The organism is Bradyrhizobium sp. USDA 4354, from assembly GCF_054060315.1.
On the sequence record NZ_JBSSDC010000001.1, the window covers coordinates 4,511,800 to 4,531,569 of the forward strand.

The following is a 19,770-nucleotide window of genomic DNA, read 5'->3' on the forward strand; positions in this document are numbered from 1 at the left end:
AACGTGATCCGCGCGGTGCGCGACCAATTCGCAAGTTCGCTGGGGTTTGCACGCGCGCACAGGTTGCGTAATCTCGGCACGACTACGGTCCTATCAGGGAAGGCGCATGACTATTCTTCAGGAAACGATCCGCCCCTCGGCGCGATCCAACGAGTGGAAGGTGATCGTCGTCCTCATCCTTCTGATCCCGGTGCTGTGGTCGCCGGTGGTCTTGTTTCGCTTTGTCCTGTATGAGCCGTTCAACATCCCGTCCGGTTCGATGACGCCGACGCTGATGGTCGGCGACTACGTCTTCGCCGCCAAATACGCCTATGGTTACGGCCGCTATTCCTTCCCCTTCGCGCCGTCCTGGATCTCGAGCCGCTTCCTTGCCGCCGACCCCGAATACGGCGACCTCGTCGTGTTTCGCACGCCGAAGGACACTTCGGTCGATTACGTCAAGCGCGTGGTCGGTCTGCCCGGCGACCGCGTCCAGATGCGGGGAGGGCAGCTCTTCCTCAACGACCGCCCGCTGACGCGCGTGGCGCTGAAGGAGGTGTTTTCCGACTCCGCCTGCGGGGCTGACGACACCAAGGTCAAGCGCTGGCGCGAGACGCTGCCGAGCGGCGCGTCCTATGTGACCTACGACTGCGTCGACAACAGCTACCTCGACAACACCAACGTCTTCACGGTGCCGCCGGGCCACTTCTTCGTGCTCGGCGATAACCGCGACAATTCCACCGACAGCCGCATGCTGTCGACGTTCGGCTTCGTGCCGATGGACAATCTGGTCGGCAAGGTGACGCGCATCTTCTGGTCGCTCGACGAAGAGGGCGAGCCGCGCTTCGAGCGGATCGGGAAGGTGGAGTGACGGGTGGAGAGAACGCGGGCCCCACAAACAAAAACCCCGGCATCGCTGCCGGGGTTTCGCATTTCGTCGTTTGCCTGAGCGGCTGGATCAGAAGTCCATGCCGCCCATGCCGCCGCCCGGAGGCATTGCGGGGCCGGCGCCGCCCTTCTTGGGCAGCTCGGCGACCATGGCTTCCGTGGTGATCAGGAGCGCGGCAACCGACGCAGCGTTCTGGATCGCGGTGCGGACCACCTTGGTCGGGTCGATGATGCCCTTCTTGACGAGGTCGGCATATTCGCCGGTCTGGGAGTCGAAGCCGTAATTGTAGCCCTTGTTCTCCAGGATCTTGCCGACGATCACCGAGCCGTCTTCACCGGCGTTGATCGCGATCTGGCGAGCAGGCGCCGACAGCGCCTTGCGCACGATCTCGACGCCGGTCTTCTGGTCGTCGTTCTTGGTGCGCAGGCCCTTGAGCTGCTCGGAGGCACGGAGCAGGGCGACGCCGCCGCCCGGGACGATGCCTTCCTCGACCGCCGCGCGGGTCGCATGCATCGCGTCATCAACGCGATCCTTGCGCTCCTTCACCTCGACCTCGGTCGCGCCGCCGACGCGGATCACCGCGACGCCGCCCGCGAGCTTGGCGAGACGCTCCTGGAGCTTCTCACGGTCGTAGTCCGAGGTGGTCTCCTCGATCTGCGCCTTGATCTGAGCCACGCGCGCCTCGATGTCGGCCTTCTTGCCGGCGCCGTTGACGATCGTGGTGTTCTCCTTGTCGATCATCACCTTCTTGGCGCGACCGAGCATGTTGAGCGTGACGTTCTCGAGCTTGATGCCGAGGTCTTCCGAGATCGCCTGGCCGCCGGTCAGGATCGCGATGTCCTGCAGCATGGCCTTGCGGCGATCGCCGAAGCCCGGAGCCTTGACGGCCGCGACCTTGAGGCCGCCGCGCAGGCGGTTGACGACCAGCGTGGCCAGGGCCTCGCCTTCGACGTCCTCGGCGACGATGACCAGCGGCTTGCCGGTCTGCACCACGGCCTCGAGCAGCGGCAGCAGCTCGTTCAGCGAGGAGAGCTTCTTCTCGTTGATGAGGATGTAGGCATCGTCCATCTCAACGCGCATCTTGTCGGCGTTGGTGACGAAGTAGGGCGAGATGTAGCCGCGGTCGAACTGCATGCCCTCGACGACGTCGAGCTCGGTCTCGAGCGACTTGGCTTCCTCGACGGTGATGACACCCTCGTTGCCGACCTTCTTCATGGCGTCGGAGAGGAACTTGCCGATCTCCTGGTCGCCGTTGGCCGAGATGGTGCCGACCTGGGCGATCTCGTCGTTCGAGGTGACCTTCTTGGAGTTCTTCTGGAGGTCCGCAACGACGGCCTCGACCGCGAGGTCGATACCGCGCTTGAGGTCCATCGGGTTCATGCCGGCGGCAACCGACTTGGCGCCTTCCTTCACGATCGCCTGGGCGAGCACGGTGGCGGTGGTGGTGCCGTCGCCGGCCGCGTCAGCGGACTTGGAGGCGACTTCGCGCACCATCTGGGCGCCCATGTTCTCGAACTTGTCGTCGAGCTCGATCTCCTTGGCGACGGTGACGCCGTCCTTGGTGATGCGGGGAGCGCCGAACGACTTGTCGAGCACGACGTTGCGGCCCTTCGGACCGAGCGTGACCTTCACCGCGTTGGCGAGAACGTCGACGCCGCGCAGCATCTTGTCGCGCGCTTCAACCGAGAATTTGACTTCTTTGGCTGCCATCTGGATTTTTCCTTGGAATGATTTGACTGGAGGGAGAGGGGGCTCTTAGGCCGCCTTCTTCTTGGACTCGCTGACTTCGAGAACGCCCATCACGTCGCTCTCCTTCATGATCAGTAGGTCCTGGCCGTCGATCTTGACCTCGGTGCCGGACCACTTGCCGAACAGCACGCGGTCGCCGACCTTCAGGTCGATCGGGATCAGCTTGCCGGCTTCGTCGCGGCCACCCGGGCCGACGGCGACGACTTCGCCCTGGGAGGGCTTTTCCTTGGCAGTGTCGGGAATGATGATGCCGCCAGCGGTCTTCTCTTCTGCGTCGATGCGCTTGACCACGACGCGGTCGTGAAGCGGACGGAATTTCATGCAGTCCTCCTAAGCATTTGCACGAGTTGAGGATTTTAGATTGTTAGCAGTCGTTGCCCGCGAGTGCTAGCACGAGCGAGGTTGAAATAGGACAGGAATTTTGCGGGGGCAAGGGCTTCTAGCAGAAAAATCAGCACCCGGAAGCGGGGACTGCCAGAATCTCTTTTCCATCGTTAACCAGCCTTGGAGGCCTCTTCGAGGCTCCATGGGAGGCCGTATTAGCACGGAGTCATGTCTGCTGCTAACGCATTGAATTTCAACAGCTTGTTAAACTTTTGGGCTTGAGATGGGTTGTCAGTTTGCGTCACATTTCTCTCATGTGAGCGCATCGTTTCCGGGTGGCTCCCGGGGCACGGATCAAGCCACCCCCTGTATGCGCTCCTGCAAAGGAGGTTTGGCATGGGACTGCGCGTTGGGGGCGTTTCCGAGGACTTCCGGAAACAGATGCTGGGCTACGGGCTGACGACGGCACAAATTCTCTACCGGATGCCGGACCATCCCTCGCTACTCCAGACCTATGTCTGGCAGAACTACGACATGTTTCCGAAATTTCCGGCGCTGACCGATTTCCTGGCGTTCTGGCAGGAGAAGCTCGATGGCCCCCTCCATTCGGTCACCGTGGCGCATTCCAAGCTGATCAAGCCGGCCGAGCTCCGCGCCGTGGACGGCGTGTTCCGGCTGCATTGAGGCATAGATCAGACGCCACCGTTGCAATAGCGTGTCCACATCGCGCGATAGGCGTCGTCCACCGCTCGCGCATATGAGACAGGGTTGCCGGCGGCCGCAGCGCTGATCTGCCCGGGCAGCTCGCGGCGCAATTGATCGAGGTCACCGATCCGCGCCGCACGGCCAGCTGCGATCCCGACATACGCCTCATCGGTATCCGCGACCCAGTCCGGCAGGCCAAGCGCGGTCAGGATGGCGCCGGCGGCACGGCTGGGCAGACTGTTCCCGAGCTTCGCCACCACGGGCACGCCCATCTGCAGGGCTTCCCATGTGCTGACGCCGCCGTTCTGTGGGAACGGGTCGAGCGCAATATCGATCCGATTGAACGATGCCAGATGTTCGCCCCGCGAGGTGGCTCCGAGCAGATCGACGCGTTCGGCCGGCAATCGGCAAGCCGCAAATCGCGCCAGCAGCTTGTCGCGGACCAGTTGATCGTCCAGCGCAACATCCTTGATCAGCAGTCGCGAACCCGGGATCCGTTCGAGAATCCTGGACCAGGCTGTCGCTGCCGCATCCGAAATCTTGCTGATGCGGTTGAAGACACCGAACGTGACGAAGCCGTTCGAGAGAGCCGGCGCCTCCGCCCGCGCAATCCCGGCCGGCAGTGGCGCCAGCGTCACGAAGCACGGCAGGTCGGCGACGGTCTCCGCAAACAGATGCCGAACCGCGACAGGAATCGCGACCTGGTCCGAGAACAGATAGTCGATCGTTGGCAGCCCGGTGCCGGTGCCGTGGCCCCAGCCGTGCGCCTGGATCGGTGCCGGCTTGCGCGCAAACACGTCGAGGCGGTTTCCTCTGGTATGGCCGGACAGATCGATCAGGATATCGACGCGATCGGCGCGAATCTGAGCGGCGAGGCGATCGTCGGTCCATTGCGAGGCATCACGCCAGCGATCGGCGATCCCCTGAAATTCGCTTGTCGTCGCGTCCACTTTCGACGAGCACGAGTAGCACACGATCTCGAACTGTGCCCGGTCATGGTGTTGCAGGACCGGCTTGAAAATGAACGCGGCCGAATGCGCGTTGAAGTCCGACGAGACGTAGCCAAGCACAAGACGGCGATCCGGATCGCGGCTGTTGTCATGCGGTGCCGCCGTGTCGGGGGCGATTTTCGCCCCGATCCGCTCCCACCAGACTCGACGCGCCTGCTGATGCTGCTCGACGCTGGCGCCCGCCACAAAATCGAGCGTGAATATCTTGCCGCAAATCGCGCTCTGAAGGTCAGGCCGGATGTCGAGGGCTCTGTCGAAGCTGGCGAGGGCCTCATTGACCCGGCCAAGTCCGGCGAGACAAAGGCCCAGCACCAAGTGAGCTTGATCAGACTCGGGAGCGATCACGAGAGCCTTCTCGCAATCGGGCAATGCCTGGGCAATTTGCTGGGTCTGGAGCAAGACATTGGCGCGCCAGAGCCACCCATTCACGTCGTCGGGTGCGAGCGCAATTGCCCGATTGCAATCCGCCATGGCTTCGTCAAATCGCTGAAGCTCCCGCAATGCAACGGCGCGGTTCGCCAGCGCCGCGGCATAGTCGGGCTTGATCGAGAGCGCGCGGTTCAGGCTTGCGAGAGCCTCGTCATAGTTGCGCAGACGGCAAAGCGCAGAGCCCCGGCCGTTGTGGGCCTCGGCAAGATTTCCGTCAATTGCGAGCGCCCGATCGTAGCTCTCGAGCGCCTCCAGGTGCAGATCGAGGGCCGCGCTCGCGTTACCCAGATTGGACAGGGCCAGGGCGTAGCTGGGTCGCAAGGCGAGAGCCTTTCGATAGCTCTCGCGGGCCTCATCGTGACGTTTTAGCCCGTTCAGCGCGACGCCCAGGCTCATGTGAGCGTCGGCAGATCTCGGGTCCACGGCAACCGCTCGGCTCAGCAGGATTTCGGCCTGCTGATAGTTATTGGCATCGGACTCCAGGGCGCCGAGCATATGCAGCGCGATGAATTGACTTGGCGCGATCTGCAGGAGTTGGCGATAGGCAGCCTTGGCCTCGATGAGGCGCCCCTTCTTGTGCAACTCCAGCGCTTGCCCGAGCAATGGCAGCACTTCGGCCTTTTGCCGTTTCTGAAGCCGGGCATTTTGAAATGCACGCTGACCGACGCTGTTGCCCATGAATCAATTCCCCCAGATCTCCCGGCGAGATTAATTCAGCGGGAGAACGAAGACGAGACGATGGTCGCTCGCCACGACAGCTTGGGACAAGCTACGGCCGATCGGGGATCGCGCGACTGGCCTAAGCTCGGCAATTGCTGCCTCGCCCAGGACTGGCTAATCTGACCTCCAGGTCATGCCCGTGCGACGGGCGCGGCTCAAATCAGGGAGGCAGACAATGGCCAAGCAAAAGGCATCAAGACCCGCAATGAAGGCCGCAGTGAAGAAGCGGAGCGGCGCCAAGGCCGCGGCGCGATCCTCGGCGCGCAAGGCGGTGAAGGCGAAGGCGCGCAGCGTCGCTCCGAAGAAGTCCGCGCGGCCGAAGCAGCGCATCGCCATCAGTCATCACCGCGAGGAAGACTTTAGGGCCGACGGCCTGCGCGCCTATGCCAAGTACCGCGATCTCGGCATTGCCGAGGCGACCCATGGCCTCGCGCAGGCGCATGTGATCCGCCTGCAAGGCCCGTGCAATCCGGCCGAGGTTTCCAAGCTCCACTATCACGACGTCGAATTCCAAATGGTCTATGTGCTCAAGGGCTGGGTGAAGACCTATATGGACGGGCAGGGCGAGACCTTGATGAAGCAAGGCAGCGCCTGGACCCAGCCGCCGAAGATCAAGCACATGATCTTGGATTATTCGGACGACGTGGAGCTGCTGGAGGTGATCCTGCCGGGGGAGTTCAAGACGGTGGAGTTGAAGGCTTGATGTCATTCCGGGGCGCCCCGTAGCTCGCGACTCGTCGCGCCCCAGAATGACAGCGGAGAGCCTACGCCAACACACCCACCACCGCGCCCATCAGGCACGTGGTCAGCGTCCCCGACACGATCGACTTCAGTCCGAGCGCGTTGATCTCCTCGCGCCGCTCCGGGGCCATCACCCCTAAGCCGCCGATCATGATGCCGAGGCTGGCGAAATTGGCGAAGCCGCACATCGCGTAGAGCACGATCAGGCGCGAGCGCGGATCGAGCGCGTCGGGCGGCAGCTTCGAGAAGTCGACATAGGCGATCAATTCGTTGAGCACGGTCTTGGTGCCCATCAGGCTGCCGGCAATGATCGCCTGATCCCACGGCAGCCCCATCAACCAGCATACCGGTGCCATGACGAGGCCAAGCAGGCGCTGCAGCGAGATCGCGGCGCCGCGGATATCAGGCAAGAGGCCGAGGATGGCGTTGACGAGATAGACCAGCGCCACCAGCACCAGGAGCATGGCGACGATGTTGAGCAACAATTCGAGGCCGGCGGTGGTGCCCTTCACGATCGCGTCCATCGTGCCGGACACGTCCATCTCCGGGTCCTCCAACGCGCCGCCGGTGCGCTGGTCGGAGGTCTCGGGCACCATGATCAGGCTGACGAGGATCGCAGCCGGTGCGCCCAGCACGGATGCGATCACGAAATGCGCGGCGGCGTCGGGGATGAGCGGCGCCAGCAGCGTCGCATAGAGCACCAGCACCGTGCCGGCGATACCGGCCATACCGCCGGTCATCACCAGGAACAACTCACTGCGCGTCATCTGTGCCAGATACGGCCGCACGAACAACGGCGCCTCGACCATGCCGAGGAAGACGTTGGCGGCCGTCGAGAGCCCGACGGCACCGCCGACGCCCAGCGTGCGCTCCAGCAGCCAGGCCATGCCACGCACGATCGGTGGCAGCACGCGCCAATAGAACAACAGCGTCGTCAGCACGCTCATCACCAGCACGATCGGCAGCGCCTGGAACGCCAGGATGAAGTCCGCGCCGGGGACCTTCAGGTCGAAGGGCAGGGGGCCGCCGCCGATATAGCCGAACACGAAGGCGGAGCCGGCGCGGGCGGCCGCCGAGATCGCGCCGACTGCGCCGTTGATGGTGCCGAAGGCATGGGCGACGACCGGCAGCTTCAGCAGCACGACCGCGGTGACGAAGGTGGCGGCGAGGCCGATCGATGCCTGGCGCAGCGACACCGCGCGGCGATTCTCCGCCAGCGCGAAGGCGATCAGCAGCAATGCGAAAATGCCGAGTGCCGATTGCAGCCGAAGCATGATGTCCCCAAACCCTCAATGATTATGGCCGCGTCTGCATTGCAAAGGCAATGCCGACGGACTCACGGGTGGGACGTTTGGCCTAGGAGTTTGCTCTCTCCACCCGTCATTGCGAGGAGCTCTTGCGACGAAGCAATCCAGAATCCGTCGGTCGGACAGATCCTGGATTGCTTCGCTACGCTCGCAATGACGACTGTGGAGGCGCTGTGCTTCTTGGTTCAGCCCCGTCCGACGAACGGCATCTTGGTCGCCATGACAGTCATGGTCAGCACGTTGGCATCGAGCGGCAGGCTGGCCATGTAGGCCACGGCATCGCCGACCGCCTTGGCGTCCATGCGCGGCTCGTGCTTGGTGGTGCCATCGGGCTGCAGCACGCCGGGGCCGTTGACCATGCGGTCGGTCATCGGCGTCGCCGCATTGCCGATGTCGACCTGGCCGACTGCGATGTCGTACATGCGGCCGTCGAGATTGCTGGCCTTGGTCAGGCCCGTGATGGCGTGCTTGGTCGAGGTATAGGCGGCCGAGAACGGTCGCGGCGCATGTGCCGAGATCGAGCCGTTGTTGATGATGCGGCCGCCGCGCGGGGACTGGTCCTTCATGATGCGGAAGGCGTGCTGGGTGCACAGGAACGGGCCGGTGAGATTGGTGTTCACCACCGCCTGCCACTGCTCGAGGCTGAGGTCCTCGAAGTTCACGGCCGGCGCACCCATGCCGGCATTGTTGAAGAGCACGTCGAGGCGGCCATAGGTCGCCTTCACCTTGTCGAACAGCGCGGCGATAGAGTCCGGTTTGGTCATGTCGGCGGTGACGCAGAGACTTTTCCCCGCGGGACCGAGCTTCGCCGTCTCCTCGAGCATGTCGAGCCGGCGCCCTGTGAGCACCACGGTGAAGCCGGTGTTCATCAGCGCCAGCGACGCCGCGCGCCCGACGCCGGTGCCGGCGCCCGTCACCACTGCGATCTTTTTCGCTTCACTCATCGTTTCCTGCCTTTTCTCTTGAGCTGTCAGGTTTTGGATTCTTTTTCGTTCTTGTAGGGCGGTCGCGGGATGTTCTGGTGCGCGGCGCGCAGCGCCGCCGACCAGCGCGAGCGCAGATCGTGGAAATAGGGCTCGCCCGCCTCGATGCGGTGGTTGAGATCGGCCTCGCAGGCGTCGGTGCGCACCACCAGCACGTCGATCGGCAGGCCGACGCCGAGGTTCGAGCGCATGGTCGAATCCATCGAGATCAGGCCGGTCTTCAGCGCCTCGTAGAGCTCGACGTCGTAATGCATGGCGCGGTCGAGCACCGGCTTGCCGTATTTGTGCTCGCCAATCTGCAGGTATGGCGTGTCGGTGGTGCACTCGATGAAATTGCCGGCGGTATAGACCATGAACAGACGCATGCGCGCGCCCTTGATCTGGCCGCCGAACAGGAAGGAAACGTCGAAGGACACGTCCTCGGATTTCAGCGCCGGCCCTTCGGTGGCATGCACCGCCCGGATCGCCCGACCGATGCGCTGGGCGGCCTGGAACATGGTCGGCGCGTTCATCAGCGTCTCGATCTCGCCCGTGTTGGGATCCTCCAGGCCTTCGGTCAAGGTGGAGAGCACCGACTGGCTGATCGCGAGGTTGCCGGCGCTGGCGATCGCCATGATGCGCTCGCCGGGCTTGGAGAATATGTGCAGCTTGCGGAAGGTCGAGACGTTGTCGAGGCCGGCATTGGTGCGGGTATCGGCGATCATCACCAGACCGTCCCGAACCAGGATTCCGCAGCAATAGGTCATTTCCAGTCCCCGAACGCGTTTGCGCGGAATTACTAGCCAATTTCGGGGGCCGCTCCAACCCCCGTTTCTGGTCGTCATTCCGGGCGCGACGAAGTCCCGAACCCGGAATCCATTCGTCCACCAACTCTGCGGCCCAAGGGATTCTCAGGTGCGCAATTGCGCACCATAGTTCGCGCTAAGCGCGCCCCGGAATGACGGTGTGAGACGACAGCCTATTGCGCCGCATCGACCAGAAACGCCTCATCAACCGGCACGCCGAGCGCCGTGACCAGCCGGTTCGTCTCCGCGGCCATGCCGACGATGGCGAGCAGCTCGCCATATTCGGCCTCGGTCATGCCCTTGGCCCGCGCCGCGGCGGTGTGCGAATGGATGCAATAACTGCAGCCATGCGCGATCGAAACCGCGACGTAGAGCATCTCCTTGACCTTGGGATCGAGCGCGCCCGGAGCCATCACCTCCTTGATGCTCTCCCAGGTCCGCCGCAGCGTCTTCGGGTCATGCGCCAGCGCGCGCCAGAAATTGTTGACAAAGTCTGATTTCCGCACCTTGCGGATGTCGTCGAAAACGGCGCGCGCCTCGGCCGAGAGCTCATCATCCGAAAGCAGTTTCACAGTCGCCATGGGCTACCTCGCAGGTCTGATCCGGTGAGTGTAGCACGGCTCACGTGTTCGGGATGGCGGCGCTTAGCCCTGCCGCTGGGACTGCGATTGCGACTGCCCGCCGCGGCCGGCCTGCTCGACCTTCACGGCCACTGCCAGTGTTTCCGTGCCGCCGCCATAGCGCGTGCCGCGCACCGGGGCCGCGCCGAGATAGTCGAGCCCGATCGCAACGCGGACATGGGCGTCGGTGGCGCAGATGCTGTTGGCGGGATCGAAGCCGACCCAGCCGAGATCGGGCACGTAAGCCTCCGCCCAGGCATGGCCCGCCTCCTGATGCACCGTGTCGTCTGCACGCAGGAAATGTCCGGAGACGAAGCGCGCAGGCACGCCGCCGGCGCGGGCGCAGGCGATGAAGATGTGCGCGTAATCCTGGCAGACCCCGCGCTTGAGCGCGAACGCTTCCGCCGCGGACGTGCCGCTATTGGTGGGGTCCTCGTCGAACGTCATGTGATCGGCAATCTGCGTCATCAGCGTATGCAGGAATCCGAGCGTGTCGCTCTCGGCTTCGCTGCGCAACTGGCGCGCGACCGCCGTCATCGCCGGATTGACGGAGGTGAGATCGGTGGCGCGCAGGAACATGCCGGCCGGGAAGCGCTCGTCAGTGCCGCGCAGCACGCCGCCGGTATCGTGGGTCTCGATCAGCCCCTCGGCGGTGATCTGGATGTCGCCGACGGCACCGCAGGACAGCACGTGGGTGACGTTGCCGAATGCGTCCTCATGGGTGTCGAGCTTGGTGTCGGTCGAAACGTCGATCTGCCACTCCGCGACGTACTGCCCATCATGGCTGCCCGGCGTCATGCGCAGGATCTGGATCACGCTGGTGGCCGGCGGCTCGTAACGATAGGTCGTGGTGTGCTGGATTCGCAGGCGCATGGTGTTTCTGGATCGGTCATTCCGGGATGACGCGACGGGACCGCGAAGCGTGGCCCGGAGCGCCAGACCCGGAATCTCGAGATTCCGGGTTCGATGCTTCGCATCGCCCCGGAATGACGAAGGGTGAAGGTTTCAGTCTGACTAGATCAAATACTGCTTCGTGATGATTTCGCCCAGCCTGGAATTGTCCGTGATGAATTCCTGAATGAATTCATGCACGCCATGCTGGAAAATGTCGTTCATGTTGCTGTGTTCCAGCCGGTTGCGGATGCCGCGGGCGTGGCGCTGGGCCGGGCCCTGGCGGCCATAGGCGACGCCGATCTGGTCGAGGTTGCGCACGAGGTTGCCATAGCAGCTGGCGAGCGAGCGCGGCAGCGTGTCGTTGAGGATGAGCAGATCCGCAATCAGCCACGGCTTCAGCGTCTCGCGATAGACCCAGTGATAGGCGGTCAGCGCCGAGACCGAGCGCAGGATCGAGCTCCACTGGTAGAAGTCGAGCGGGCCGCCGACATGCTCTTCCTCGGGCAGCAGCACGTGGTATTTCACGTCGAGGATGCGCGCGGTGTTGTCGGCGCGCTCGATGTGCACGCCCATCCGCGAGAACCAGTAGGCGTCGTTGCGCAGCATGGTCCGGTAGGCCGAGCCGTCGAACCGCAGCGAGGTCTCCTGCACGAAGCGTAGGAATTTGGCGAGCTCCTCGCGCGTCGACGTTCCCTTGCTCCACACCGCCTGCAGCTCGATCCAGGCCGAGTTGATGGTGTCCCACATCTCGCTGGTCAGCGCGGTGCGCACCGAGCGCGAGTTCAGCCGTGCCGCCTCGATGCAGTTCCTGATCGAGGACGGATTGTTCGGCGAGAACGAGAGATACTCGACGACGTTGTGCTCGTTGGCTTCCTCATAGGTCTGATAGAAGCTGGCGGCGACGCCGGCGGTGAGCAGCGCCGAGTCCCATTCATTGGTCTTGCCGATATAGGCGGCGGGAAGCGCGGTGACGCGCAGCGTCGCATCGATGGTGCGAGCGAGATATTCGGCCCGTTCGACGTAGCGGGCGAGCCAGTAGAGGTTTTCGGCGGTACGCGACAGCATCTCTCTACTCGTCCAAAATCCAGGTGTCTTTGGTACCGCCGCCCTGGCTTGAATTCACCACCAGGGAGCCTTCCTTGAGCGCGACGCGTGTGAGCCCGCCGGGCACAATGGTGGTGCTCTTGCTGCCCGTCAGCACGAAGGGGCGAAGATCGACATGGCGCGGGGCGAGGCCGGATGCCGTGCAGGTCGGACAGGTCGAGAGCGCCAGCGTCGGCTGCGCGATGAAACCTTCCGGCTCGCGTTTGAGCTTGTCGCGGAATGCCTCGATCGTCGCTTTGGTCGCAGCGGGACCGATCAGCATGCCGTAGCCGCCGGAGCCGTGCACTTCCTTGACGACGAGCTCGCTCAGATTGTCCAGCACATAGGCGAGGTCCTTCGGCTCGCGGCAGCGCCAGGTGGGCACGTTCTTCAGGATCGGCTCCTCGCCGAGATAGAATTTCACGATATCAGGCATGTAGGAATAGATCGCCTTGTCGTCGGCGATGCCGGTACCGACGGCGTTGGCGAGCGTGATGTTGCCGGCGGCGTAGGCCGACATCAGCCCGGGCACGCCAAGCACGGAATCGGGGCGGAAGGTGAGGGGATCGAGGAAATCGTCGTCGACGCGGCGGTAGATCACGTCGACCCGCTTCAGCCCTTCCGTCGTCCGCATGAACACTTCGTTGTTCTTGACGATGAGGTCACGGCCTTCAACCAGCTCGATACCGAGCTTGTCGGCCAGGAACGAGTGCTCGTAGTAGGCGGAGTTGTAGACGCCGGGCGTGAGCAGGGCGACCGTCGGCTCGCTGGATGCGCTTTGCGGCGCGACCGAGCGCAGCGCCGCGAGCAACTCGTCCGGATAGCGCTCGACCGGCGCCACCTTGTGGCGGGCGAACAGATCCGGAAACAGCCGCATCATGATCTCGCGGTTTTCCAGCATGTAGGACACGCCCGACGGCGTGCGGGCATTGTCCTCCAGCACGATGAAGTCCTCAGCATCGACCCGGACGATGTCGATGCCGGCGATGTGCACGTAGACGTCGTGCGGCACGTGCTGGCCGTTCATCTCGGGGCGGAACACCGGGTTCTGGAAGATCAAATCGTCGGGCACGACCTCGGCGCGGATGATGTCGCGGCCGTGATAGATGTCGCGCAGGAACATATTGAGCGCGCGCACGCGCTGCTTCAGGCCCTTCTCCAGCAGCGCCCATTCCTTGCCGGACATGATCCGCGGGATCACGTCGAACGGGATCAGGCGCTCGGTGGACTCGGAGTCGCCGTAGACCGCGAAGGTGATGCCGATCCGACGGAATAGGAGCTCGGCTTCCTGGCGTCGATATTCGAGGGCCTCGGGGGGCGTCTCATTCAGCCAGCGCGCCAGCTCCTGATAGGCGGGGCGAAGGTCCCCGCCGGGAATATTCATTTCGTCAAACGCGACTGCCATGGATTCCGACTGTTCTCCCCAGGCGTTGCACCGTTGGTCAGGTCGCTTAGGCCTTGCTGAAGACCGCAACGTCCTGTGGCCATGCGGTGAGAGTGCATGACTTCCGTAGGAGGTAGCAAGGGGCGGGCCAGCGCGATAAGCATGGAGAAGGGGCATTTGCAGTGGATGGCCGGCGGCTTGCCTGAAAAAATGGCTGAGGACTGCTTATTTCAGAAGCAAAACCGCGTGACTTCAACGCGTTACCTCGGCAAAGTCGGCGTCACAGGTGAGGGACTTAAGGCATGAGCGACATCGTCACGGCGGGCATTCTGGTCATTGGGGACGAAATCCTGTCCGGCCGGACCAAGGACAAGAATATCGGCTTCATCGCCGAATACCTGACCAATATCGGCATCGACCTGAAGGAGGTCCGGGTCGTCTCCGACGACGAGGCCGACATCATCGCAGCCCTGGACGCACTGCGGCATCGCTACACCTACGTCTTCACCACGGGCGGCATCGGGCCGACCCATGACGACATCACCGCAGATAGCGTCGCCAAGGCGTTCGGCGTCGGTATCGATCATCACCCGGAGGTCGTCGCCCGCTTCCGCGAGCGCTGGAGCGAGCAGGACCTCAACGAGGCTCGCCTGCGCATGGCCCGCATCCCCGACGGTGCCGAGCTGATCCAGAGCGCAACCATCCTCGCTCCCGGCTTCAAGATCGGCAATGTCATCGTGATGGCCGGCGTGCCTTCGATCATGCAGGCGATGATGGATATAGTTTCGCCCAAGCTGAAATCGGGCGTGCGCATGCTCTCCGAGTCGGTCCGCGCCAATGCGCGCGAGGGCGACATCGGCGGCCCGCTGCGGGCGATCGCCGCCGCCCATCCCGACACCATCATCGGCAGCTATCCCTTCATGGACGAGGAGCAGAAGCCCAACACCAATCTTGTGGTGCGCTCGCGCGATCCGGACAAGCTGGCGACGGCGATGGCTGCGGTGAAGGAAATGCTGGCGGGATTGAACATCAACCGCTAAAGCCCCCGGCACGCCGGGCGCTTTAGCGATTTATTTGAGCATGATCTTGTCGGAAAACCGCTGCACACTTTTCCGGATCATGCTGTAGCACCTTGCTCCCGGCAGACGAAGCAGGAGACGACGATGGCTGGTGAAGCACCGGAACTGAGTGCGGAGGAGCGGGCAGGCAAGGCCTTTCCGGTCTCGTGGGACCAGTTCCACCGGGATTGCCGGGCGCTGACCTGGCGGCTCAACGAGGTCGGTCCGTTCCACGCGGTGATCGCGATCACCCGCGGCGGCCTTGTGCCGGCCGCGATCGTCGCGCGCGAGCTCGGCGTGCGCGTCATCGACACCGTTTGCATCGCCAGTTACGACCACAACAAGCAGGGCGACCTTCAGGTTCTCAAGGGCATTTCCGAGGCCGCAATGCAGCTCGGTGGCGGCACCGGCAAGGGGCTCCTGATCGTCGATGACCTCGTCGACACCGGCAAGACCGGCAAGCTGGTGCGTGAGATGCTGCCGGACGCGCATTTCGCGACCGTCTATGCCAAGCCGAAGGGACGCCCGCTGGTCGACACCTTCATCACCGAAGTCTCGCAGGACACCTGGATCTTCTTCCCCTGGGACACCGCGCTCTCCTATCACCCGCCGCTCCGCGACGGCGCGGCGTGACCGAAGGCGAATGGCGAATGGCGAGTAAGGAATCCCCTATTCGCAATTCGCCGTTCGCTACTAGCCCGCTCCAAAACCGCGTCACGCCCACCGGCGACATCATCGCCACGCCACATCGCGGCCTCTTCACAGGCAATCGCGGCATCATCCATGATCCCGCCACGAAGACCCTGCTGAAGAAGCGCTGGTCGACGCCGGCCTGGATTACATGCCTGTGTGAATTCCGCGGCTGGCGACGGCCGGTGATGGCGCGGCGGAGCTGGACCGAGCTGTTCTTCCTCGACGAGGCCACTGCCTTCGCCGCAGGACATCGGCCCTGCTTCTTCTGCCGCCGCGACGACGCCAAACAGTTTCGCGCGGCGTGGGAAGCGGGGAATGGTGCAAGCGACATCAGCGCGAAGGCGATGGATGCCGTTCTGCATCGGGAGCGTCTCGATCGCGGCCGCAAGCGGTTGCACCCACTGCCGATGCCGCTGGCAGACTTGCCCGACGGTGCGATGGTGCAGCAGGGCGAAGACAGCTTTCTGGTGATGCAAGGACAGACGCTGCTGTGGTCGCCGGCGGGCTACGCGTCGCATGCACGCGTGGTCGATCGCCCGATGTTGTTGACGCCGCCTTCCACGTTGCGCGCCATTATGGCCGGCTATCGGCCGGTGCTGCATCCGACGGCGTCGGGCTGAAGCGCCGACGTCCTCGTGATCACCCCAGCTTCTCGCGCGCCAGCGCAGCGCCGGCGCCGAGCGCCGCCAGCTTCGCTTCGGCGATCTCCCGCCGCATCGGCGCCATGCCGCAATTGGTGGTGGCGATGATGTTGCTCTTGGGTACGAATTGCGACACCGCCTCGATCACCTTCACGACGTCCTCGGCGGTCTCAACCGTGTCGCTGGCGACGTCGATCACGCCGGCTTGCACGATCTTGGTCCTGAGCAGCGCAAGCAGGTCGAGCGGCACCTTCGAATTGCGGCACTCGATCGCGACCTGCTGGATCGGGCTCGCGTCGATGGCCGGGAAGATCTGCTCGTACTGCCGCCATTGCGCGCCGAGTGTTTCCTTCCAGTCGGTATTGGCCTTGATGCCGTAGCCGTAGCAGATGTGAACGGCGGTGGCGCAGGTCAGCCCCTCCGCGGCGCGCTCCAGCGCCTTGATGCCCCAGTCGTTGACCTCGTCCATGTAGACGTTGAAGGCGGGCTCGTCGAACTGCACGAGATCGACGCCGTCGGCCTGCAACGCCTTGGCCTCCTCGTTGAGCAGCTCGGCGAAGGCAAAGGCCATCTTCACGCGGTCGCCATAGTATTGATCGGCGATGGTGTCGATGATGGTCATTGGGCCGGGCAGGGTGAACTTCAGCTGCTTCCTGGTATGGGTGCGCGCCACGCGCGCCTCGAAGGCATGGACGCGGCCCTTGAGGCGGAGCGGGGCGACCACCTGCGGCACCATTGCCTTGTAGCGGTCCTTGCGGATGCCCATCTCGACCTTGTGGGCGAAATCGATGCCCTCGATCTTCTCCAGGAAGCCGTGGACGAAATGCTGCCGGGCCTGCTCGCCCTCGGTGACGATGTCGATGCCCGCGTCCTCCTGGATCTTCAGCCAGATCAAGGTCGCATCGCGCTTGGCCCGGAGAAGCTCGTCACCTCCAGACTTCCAGGGCGCCCAGAGCATGTTGGGCTCGGCGAGCCATTCCGGTTTCGGCAAGGAGCCGGCGATCGTGGTTGGAAACAGCATGGCGGCCTCCCGGCGGGTTGTGTTGCGCCTCTTCCTGCCATGACTTAACGTCAAGGTACAGAACAACAAAAGTCGTCTTGAAACCCGCGACGCCGGACCGGAAACGCCATGATCGAATTCTTTTTCGACTGTTCCAGCCCCTGGACCTATCTCGCCTTCCACAACATCCAGCCGCTCGCGAAGGAGCTCGGCGCGGAGATCATCTGGCGGCCGATCCTGGTCGGCGGCATCTTCAACACGGTCAATCCAAGCGTCTATGCGCAGCGGGAGAAACCGGTGCCGCTGAAGGCGCGCTACATGAAGAAGGACCTGGAGGACTGGGCGCGCTCGGCCGGCCTTGCCATCAAGATGCCGCCGACGGTGTTTCCCGTGAACAGCGTCAAGGCGATGCGCGGCTGCATCTGGCTCGGTCAGGACATGGTGCCGTTCGCCACCGCCGTGTTCGAGACCTATTGGGGCGCGGACGAGGATATCTCGCAGGACGCGGTGCTCGCCGGGATCTGTAGGAAGGTCGGTATCGACGAGCAGAAATTCTTCGCCGGCATCTCGGAACAGAGCATCAAGGATCAGCTCAAGGCCAATACCGAGGAAGTCGTGGCGCGCGGCGGCTTCGGCTCGCCGACGATCTTCGTCGGCAAGACCGACATGTATTTCGGCAACGACCGCCTGCCGCTGATCCGCGAGGCGCTCAAGCGCCGCAAGGCGAGCGCGGCCTGATGGTGCGCGCCGTCGTCTGCCGCGAACTCGGCGCGCCCGAGCGTTTGCTGCTGGAGGAATTTCCGTCGCGCGCGCTGAAGCCGGGCGAGGTTCGCGTCGCCATCCGCGCCGCCGGGCTGAACTTTCCCGACGTGCTGATGGCCGCCGGCGAATACCAGCTCAAGCCGGAGCTGCCGTTTACGCCCGGTATGGAAGCCGCAGGCGATGTCACCGAGGTGGGCGCGGAGGCAAGCGGTGTTGCCGTCGGCGACAAGGTCATCGTGAAGATGCGCCACGGGGCTTTCACGGATGAAGCGGTGGTGACGCCACCGCAGCTCACCCCCAAGCCGTCCACGTTCGACTATGCGGAGGCTGCGACCTATCTCGCCGGCCACGGCACCGCCTATCATGCGTTGATCGATCGCGGCCGGGTCGCGCCGGGCGAGGTGCTGCTGGTGCATGGCGCGGGCGGCGGCGTCGGCCTTGCGGCCGTCGAGATCGGCAAGATGCTGGGTGCGACGGTGATCGCCACCGCCTCCAGCGACGAGAAGCTGGCCATCGCCAAGGCACGGGGCGCCGATCATCTCGTCCGCTACGATCGCGAGCCGTTTCGCGATGCGGTCAAGCGCATCACCGATGGCCGCGGCGCGGACGTCGTGTTCGACCCTGTTGGCGGCCAGGTCTTCGAGGACTCGATGCGCTGCATCGCCTGGGGCGCGCGGCTGCTGGTGATCGGCTTCACCGGCGGCATCGGCTCGGCCAAGACCAATCTGCTGCTGATCAAGGGCGCAAGCGTGCTTGGCGTGCGCGCCGGCGAAGCGGTGCGGAAAAATCCGGCGCTCGGAGAAGAGCGCCTGAAGGCGCTCTTGCGGTGGGCGGAGGAGGGCAAGCTGCGCCCAAATGTCTCGCACCGCCTGCCGCTGGAAGACTATGCAAGGGCGATGCGGCTGTTGCTCGACCGCAAGGCGATCGGACGGGTGGCGCTGGTGATGGAGTGACGGTGCCGGTAGGGTGGGCAAAGGCCCGCTCTTGCGCCGTGCCCACCATCTTCTCCGTCGCGACTTGAATCGTGGGCACGCTTCGCTTTGCCCATCCTACGAGAGCGTCACTTGTACTCCCGCTCCGCCCACCACGGGAAGTAATCCGGCATATCGGTGGACACCTTGTTCTTGAACTGCGCGGGGCGCTTCTCCAGGAACGACACCACGCCTTCCTTCACATCGTCCGAGCGGCCGCGGGCGTAGATGCCGCGGCTGTCGACCTTGTGCGCCTCCATCGGATCGTCCGCGCCCATCATGCGCCACATCATCTGGCGGATCAGCGCGATCGACACCGGCGCAGTCTTTGCGGCGAACTCCTTTGCCAGCGCACGTGCGGTCGGCAGCAGATCATCCGGGGCTACGACCTTGCTGACGAGACGCCCCGCAAGCGCTTCCTGCGCCGGGAAGACGCGGCCCGAATAGCACCATTCCAGCGCCTGCGAGATGCCGACGATGCGCGGCAGGAACCAGCTCGAGGCTGCCTCCGGCACGATGCCACGCTGGGAGAACACGAAGCCGAACCGCGCAGCATCCGAGGCGATGCGGATATCCATCGCGAGCTGCATGGTGACGCCGATGCCGACGGCCGGCCCGTTCACCGCGGCGATCACGGGCTTGAGGCACTTGAAGATGCGCAAGGTCACCTGGCCGCCGCCGTCGCGCACCTGCGGATCGCTGTAATCGACCTTGCCGTCGGCCAAGCGCTTCACCGGCCCGCGCCGGGCGTCGCGGTCGAACGTGTCAGCGCCGGAGGAGAGGTCGGCGCCCGCGCAAAAGCCGCGGCCGGCGCCGGTGACGATGATGGCGCGGACGTTGTCGTCCTTGTCGGCGGCGTCGAACGCGTCGATCAGCTCGGCCTGCATCTGTGCGTTGAAGGCGTTGAGCTTGTCGGGCCGGTTCAGCGTGATGGTGAGGATCTGCTCGGCGACCTCGTATTTGATCGTCTCATACGCCATCGGTGGTTTCCTTCCTTTAGTTTTTCGCTGCGCAGATGGCAGGGCTTGAGTCGACCCTCCCCC

20 protein-coding genes are annotated in these 19,770 nt (G+C 64.1%); 8 read left to right on the forward strand and 12 right to left on the reverse strand.

The annotated features are described in order from the left end of the window. The first annotated feature begins 106 nt into the window (after positions 1–106). Complete coding sequence (lepB, locus tag ACVIIV_RS20600; RefSeq protein ID WP_456745797.1) at positions 107–850, forward strand: signal peptidase I; 744 nt, start codon at positions 107–109, stop codon at positions 848–850. An 87-nt stretch (positions 851–937) separates the two neighbouring features. On the opposite strand, the gene groL is transcribed toward lepB, so the two are convergent. Both groL and ACVIIV_RS20610 read right to left on the reverse strand, forming a co-directional pair. Further along, positions 938–2,578: a chaperonin GroEL gene (groL, locus tag ACVIIV_RS20605; RefSeq protein WP_456745798.1), complete on the reverse strand. Its 1,641-nt coding sequence runs from the start codon at positions 2,576–2,578 to the stop codon at positions 938–940. A gap of 45 nt (positions 2,579–2,623) precedes the next feature. Then, positions 2,624–2,938 (reverse strand): co-chaperone GroES, encoded by a 315-nt coding sequence (locus tag ACVIIV_RS20610; protein ID WP_025037205.1) that lies wholly within the window; start codon positions 2,936–2,938, stop codon positions 2,624–2,626. Positions 2,939–3,337: 399 nt separating this feature from the next. Between ACVIIV_RS20610 and ACVIIV_RS20615 the strand changes: the two genes are divergently transcribed. Continuing rightward, the gene (locus ACVIIV_RS20615; RefSeq protein ID WP_027560138.1) at positions 3,338–3,625 is read left to right on the forward strand and encodes an usg protein; all 288 of its coding nucleotides are present in this window, start codon (positions 3,338–3,340) and stop codon (positions 3,623–3,625) included. Between the two features lie 8 nt (positions 3,626–3,633). On the opposite strand, the gene ACVIIV_RS20620 is transcribed toward ACVIIV_RS20615, so the two are convergent. Next, entirely contained in the window at positions 3,634–5,763 is a 2,130-nt protein-coding gene (locus ACVIIV_RS20620; protein ID WP_456745799.1) for an O-linked N-acetylglucosamine transferase, SPINDLY family protein, read from the reverse strand. 217 nt (positions 5,764–5,980) lie between these two features. Between ACVIIV_RS20620 and ACVIIV_RS20625 the strand changes: the two genes are divergently transcribed. Beyond that, a complete protein-coding gene (locus ACVIIV_RS20625; RefSeq protein ID WP_456745800.1) occupies positions 5,981–6,508 on the forward strand; it encodes a cupin domain-containing protein in 528 nt (175 codons plus the stop codon). Positions 6,509–6,569: 61 nt separating this feature from the next. On the opposite strand, the gene ACVIIV_RS20630 is transcribed toward ACVIIV_RS20625, so the two are convergent. The 7 genes from ACVIIV_RS20630 to ACVIIV_RS20660 form a co-directional block, all read right to left on the reverse strand. Then, entirely contained in the window at positions 6,570–7,820 is a 1,251-nt protein-coding gene (locus tag ACVIIV_RS20630; RefSeq protein ID WP_456745801.1) for a NupC/NupG family nucleoside CNT transporter, read from the reverse strand. A gap of 218 nt (positions 7,821–8,038) precedes the next feature. Then, positions 8,039–8,797 (reverse strand): SDR family oxidoreductase, encoded by a 759-nt coding sequence (locus ACVIIV_RS20635; RefSeq protein ID WP_456745802.1) that lies wholly within the window; start codon positions 8,795–8,797, stop codon positions 8,039–8,041. A gap of 26 nt (positions 8,798–8,823) precedes the next feature. After that, positions 8,824–9,582: a peptidase gene (locus ACVIIV_RS20640; protein ID WP_456745803.1), complete on the reverse strand. Its 759-nt coding sequence runs from the start codon at positions 9,580–9,582 to the stop codon at positions 8,824–8,826. Between the two features lie 212 nt (positions 9,583–9,794). Beyond that, on the reverse strand, positions 9,795–10,202 hold the full coding sequence (locus tag ACVIIV_RS20645; protein ID WP_456745804.1) for a carboxymuconolactone decarboxylase family protein: 408 nt from the start codon (positions 10,200–10,202) through the stop codon (positions 9,795–9,797). 63 nt (positions 10,203–10,265) lie between these two features. Continuing rightward, complete coding sequence (locus ACVIIV_RS20650) at positions 10,266–11,114, reverse strand: transglutaminase family protein (protein ID WP_456745805.1); 849 nt, start codon at positions 11,112–11,114, stop codon at positions 10,266–10,268. A 141-nt stretch (positions 11,115–11,255) separates the two neighbouring features. Continuing rightward, positions 11,256–12,200 (reverse strand): alpha-E domain-containing protein, encoded by a 945-nt coding sequence (locus ACVIIV_RS20655; protein WP_456745806.1) that lies wholly within the window; start codon positions 12,198–12,200, stop codon positions 11,256–11,258. Between the two features lie 4 nt (positions 12,201–12,204). Beyond that, on the reverse strand, positions 12,205–13,623 hold the full coding sequence (locus tag ACVIIV_RS20660) for a circularly permuted type 2 ATP-grasp protein (RefSeq protein WP_456745807.1): 1,419 nt from the start codon (positions 13,621–13,623) through the stop codon (positions 12,205–12,207). A 281-nt stretch (positions 13,624–13,904) separates the two neighbouring features. Here ACVIIV_RS20660 and ACVIIV_RS20665 point away from each other — a divergent pair, with 281 nt between their 5' ends. The 3 genes from ACVIIV_RS20665 to ACVIIV_RS20675 all read left to right on the forward strand — a co-directional run bounded on the left by ACVIIV_RS20665 (position 13,905) and on the right by ACVIIV_RS20675 (position 15,973). After that, positions 13,905–14,642 (forward strand): competence/damage-inducible protein A, encoded by a 738-nt coding sequence (locus ACVIIV_RS20665; protein ID WP_456745808.1) that lies wholly within the window; start codon positions 13,905–13,907, stop codon positions 14,640–14,642. 123 nt (positions 14,643–14,765) lie between these two features. Continuing rightward, positions 14,766–15,293, forward strand: coding sequence for a xanthine phosphoribosyltransferase (gene gpt / locus ACVIIV_RS20670; protein ID WP_456745809.1), 528 nt, complete (start codon positions 14,766–14,768; stop codon positions 15,291–15,293). Between the two features lie 17 nt (positions 15,294–15,310). Continuing rightward, positions 15,311–15,973 (forward strand): hypothetical protein, encoded by a 663-nt coding sequence (locus ACVIIV_RS20675; RefSeq protein ID WP_456748785.1) that lies wholly within the window; start codon positions 15,311–15,313, stop codon positions 15,971–15,973. A gap of 19 nt (positions 15,974–15,992) precedes the next feature. Here the strand turns inward: ACVIIV_RS20675 and ACVIIV_RS20680 are convergent, their stop codons facing one another. After that, the gene (locus ACVIIV_RS20680; RefSeq protein ID WP_456745810.1) at positions 15,993–17,015 is read right to left on the reverse strand and encodes a methionine synthase; all 1,023 of its coding nucleotides are present in this window, start codon (positions 17,013–17,015) and stop codon (positions 15,993–15,995) included. 108 nt (positions 17,016–17,123) lie between these two features. Here ACVIIV_RS20680 and ACVIIV_RS20685 point away from each other — a divergent pair, with 108 nt between their 5' ends. Together ACVIIV_RS20685 and ACVIIV_RS20690 are read left to right on the forward strand one after the other, a co-directional pair. After that, on the forward strand, positions 17,124–17,732 hold the full coding sequence (locus tag ACVIIV_RS20685) for a DsbA family protein (protein ID WP_456745811.1): 609 nt from the start codon (positions 17,124–17,126) through the stop codon (positions 17,730–17,732). After that, positions 17,732–18,709: an NADPH:quinone oxidoreductase family protein gene (locus ACVIIV_RS20690; RefSeq protein ID WP_456745812.1), complete on the forward strand. Its 978-nt coding sequence runs from the start codon at positions 17,732–17,734 to the stop codon at positions 18,707–18,709. Before ACVIIV_RS20685 ends, ACVIIV_RS20690 begins: the two co-directional genes overlap by 1 nt. A gap of 107 nt (positions 18,710–18,816) precedes the next feature. Here the strand turns inward: ACVIIV_RS20690 and ACVIIV_RS20695 are convergent, their stop codons facing one another. Beyond that, positions 18,817–19,707: a crotonase/enoyl-CoA hydratase family protein gene (locus tag ACVIIV_RS20695; protein WP_456745813.1), complete on the reverse strand. Its 891-nt coding sequence runs from the start codon at positions 19,705–19,707 to the stop codon at positions 18,817–18,819. Between the last annotated feature and the right edge of the window lie 63 nt (positions 19,708–19,770).

Bases quoted from the DNA above. Each gene is read 5' to 3' on its own strand.
- lepB (WP_456745797.1), top strand. From the start codon at position 107: ATGACTATTCTTCAGGAAACGATCCGCCCCTCGGCGCGATCCAACGAG.
- groL (WP_456745798.1), bottom strand. From the start codon at position 2,578: ATGGCAGCCAAAGAAGTCAAATTCTCGGTTGAAGCGCGCGACAAGATG.
- ACVIIV_RS20610 (WP_025037205.1), bottom strand. From the start codon at position 2,938: ATGAAATTCCGTCCGCTTCACGACCGCGTCGTGGTCAAGCGCATCGAC.
- ACVIIV_RS20615 (WP_027560138.1), top strand. From the start codon at position 3,338: ATGGGACTGCGCGTTGGGGGCGTTTCCGAGGACTTCCGGAAACAGATG.
- ACVIIV_RS20620 (WP_456745799.1), bottom strand. From the start codon at position 5,763: ATGGGCAACAGCGTCGGTCAGCGTGCATTTCAAAATGCCCGGCTTCAG.
- ACVIIV_RS20625 (WP_456745800.1), top strand. From the start codon at position 5,981: ATGGCCAAGCAAAAGGCATCAAGACCCGCAATGAAGGCCGCAGTGAAG.
- ACVIIV_RS20630 (WP_456745801.1), bottom strand. From the start codon at position 7,820: ATGCTTCGGCTGCAATCGGCACTCGGCATTTTCGCATTGCTGCTGATC.
- ACVIIV_RS20635 (WP_456745802.1), bottom strand. From the start codon at position 8,797: ATGAGTGAAGCGAAAAAGATCGCAGTGGTGACGGGCGCCGGCACCGGC.
- ACVIIV_RS20640 (WP_456745803.1), bottom strand. From the start codon at position 9,582: ATGACCTATTGCTGCGGAATCCTGGTTCGGGACGGTCTGGTGATGATC.
- ACVIIV_RS20645 (WP_456745804.1), bottom strand. From the start codon at position 10,202: ATGGCGACTGTGAAACTGCTTTCGGATGATGAGCTCTCGGCCGAGGCG.
- ACVIIV_RS20650 (WP_456745805.1), bottom strand. From the start codon at position 11,114: ATGCGCCTGCGAATCCAGCACACCACGACCTATCGTTACGAGCCGCCG.
- ACVIIV_RS20655 (WP_456745806.1), bottom strand. From the start codon at position 12,200: ATGCTGTCGCGTACCGCCGAAAACCTCTACTGGCTCGCCCGCTACGTC.
- ACVIIV_RS20660 (WP_456745807.1), bottom strand. From the start codon at position 13,623: ATGGCAGTCGCGTTTGACGAAATGAATATTCCCGGCGGGGACCTTCGC.
- ACVIIV_RS20665 (WP_456745808.1), top strand. From the start codon at position 13,905: ATGAGCGACATCGTCACGGCGGGCATTCTGGTCATTGGGGACGAAATC.
- gpt (WP_456745809.1), top strand. From the start codon at position 14,766: ATGGCTGGTGAAGCACCGGAACTGAGTGCGGAGGAGCGGGCAGGCAAG.
- ACVIIV_RS20675 (WP_456748785.1), top strand. From the start codon at position 15,311: ATGGCGAGTAAGGAATCCCCTATTCGCAATTCGCCGTTCGCTACTAGC.
- ACVIIV_RS20680 (WP_456745810.1), bottom strand. From the start codon at position 17,015: ATGCTGTTTCCAACCACGATCGCCGGCTCCTTGCCGAAACCGGAATGG.
- ACVIIV_RS20685 (WP_456745811.1), top strand. From the start codon at position 17,124: ATGATCGAATTCTTTTTCGACTGTTCCAGCCCCTGGACCTATCTCGCC.
- ACVIIV_RS20690 (WP_456745812.1), top strand. From the start codon at position 17,732: ATGGTGCGCGCCGTCGTCTGCCGCGAACTCGGCGCGCCCGAGCGTTTG.
- ACVIIV_RS20695 (WP_456745813.1), bottom strand. From the start codon at position 19,707: ATGGCGTATGAGACGATCAAATACGAGGTCGCCGAGCAGATCCTCACC.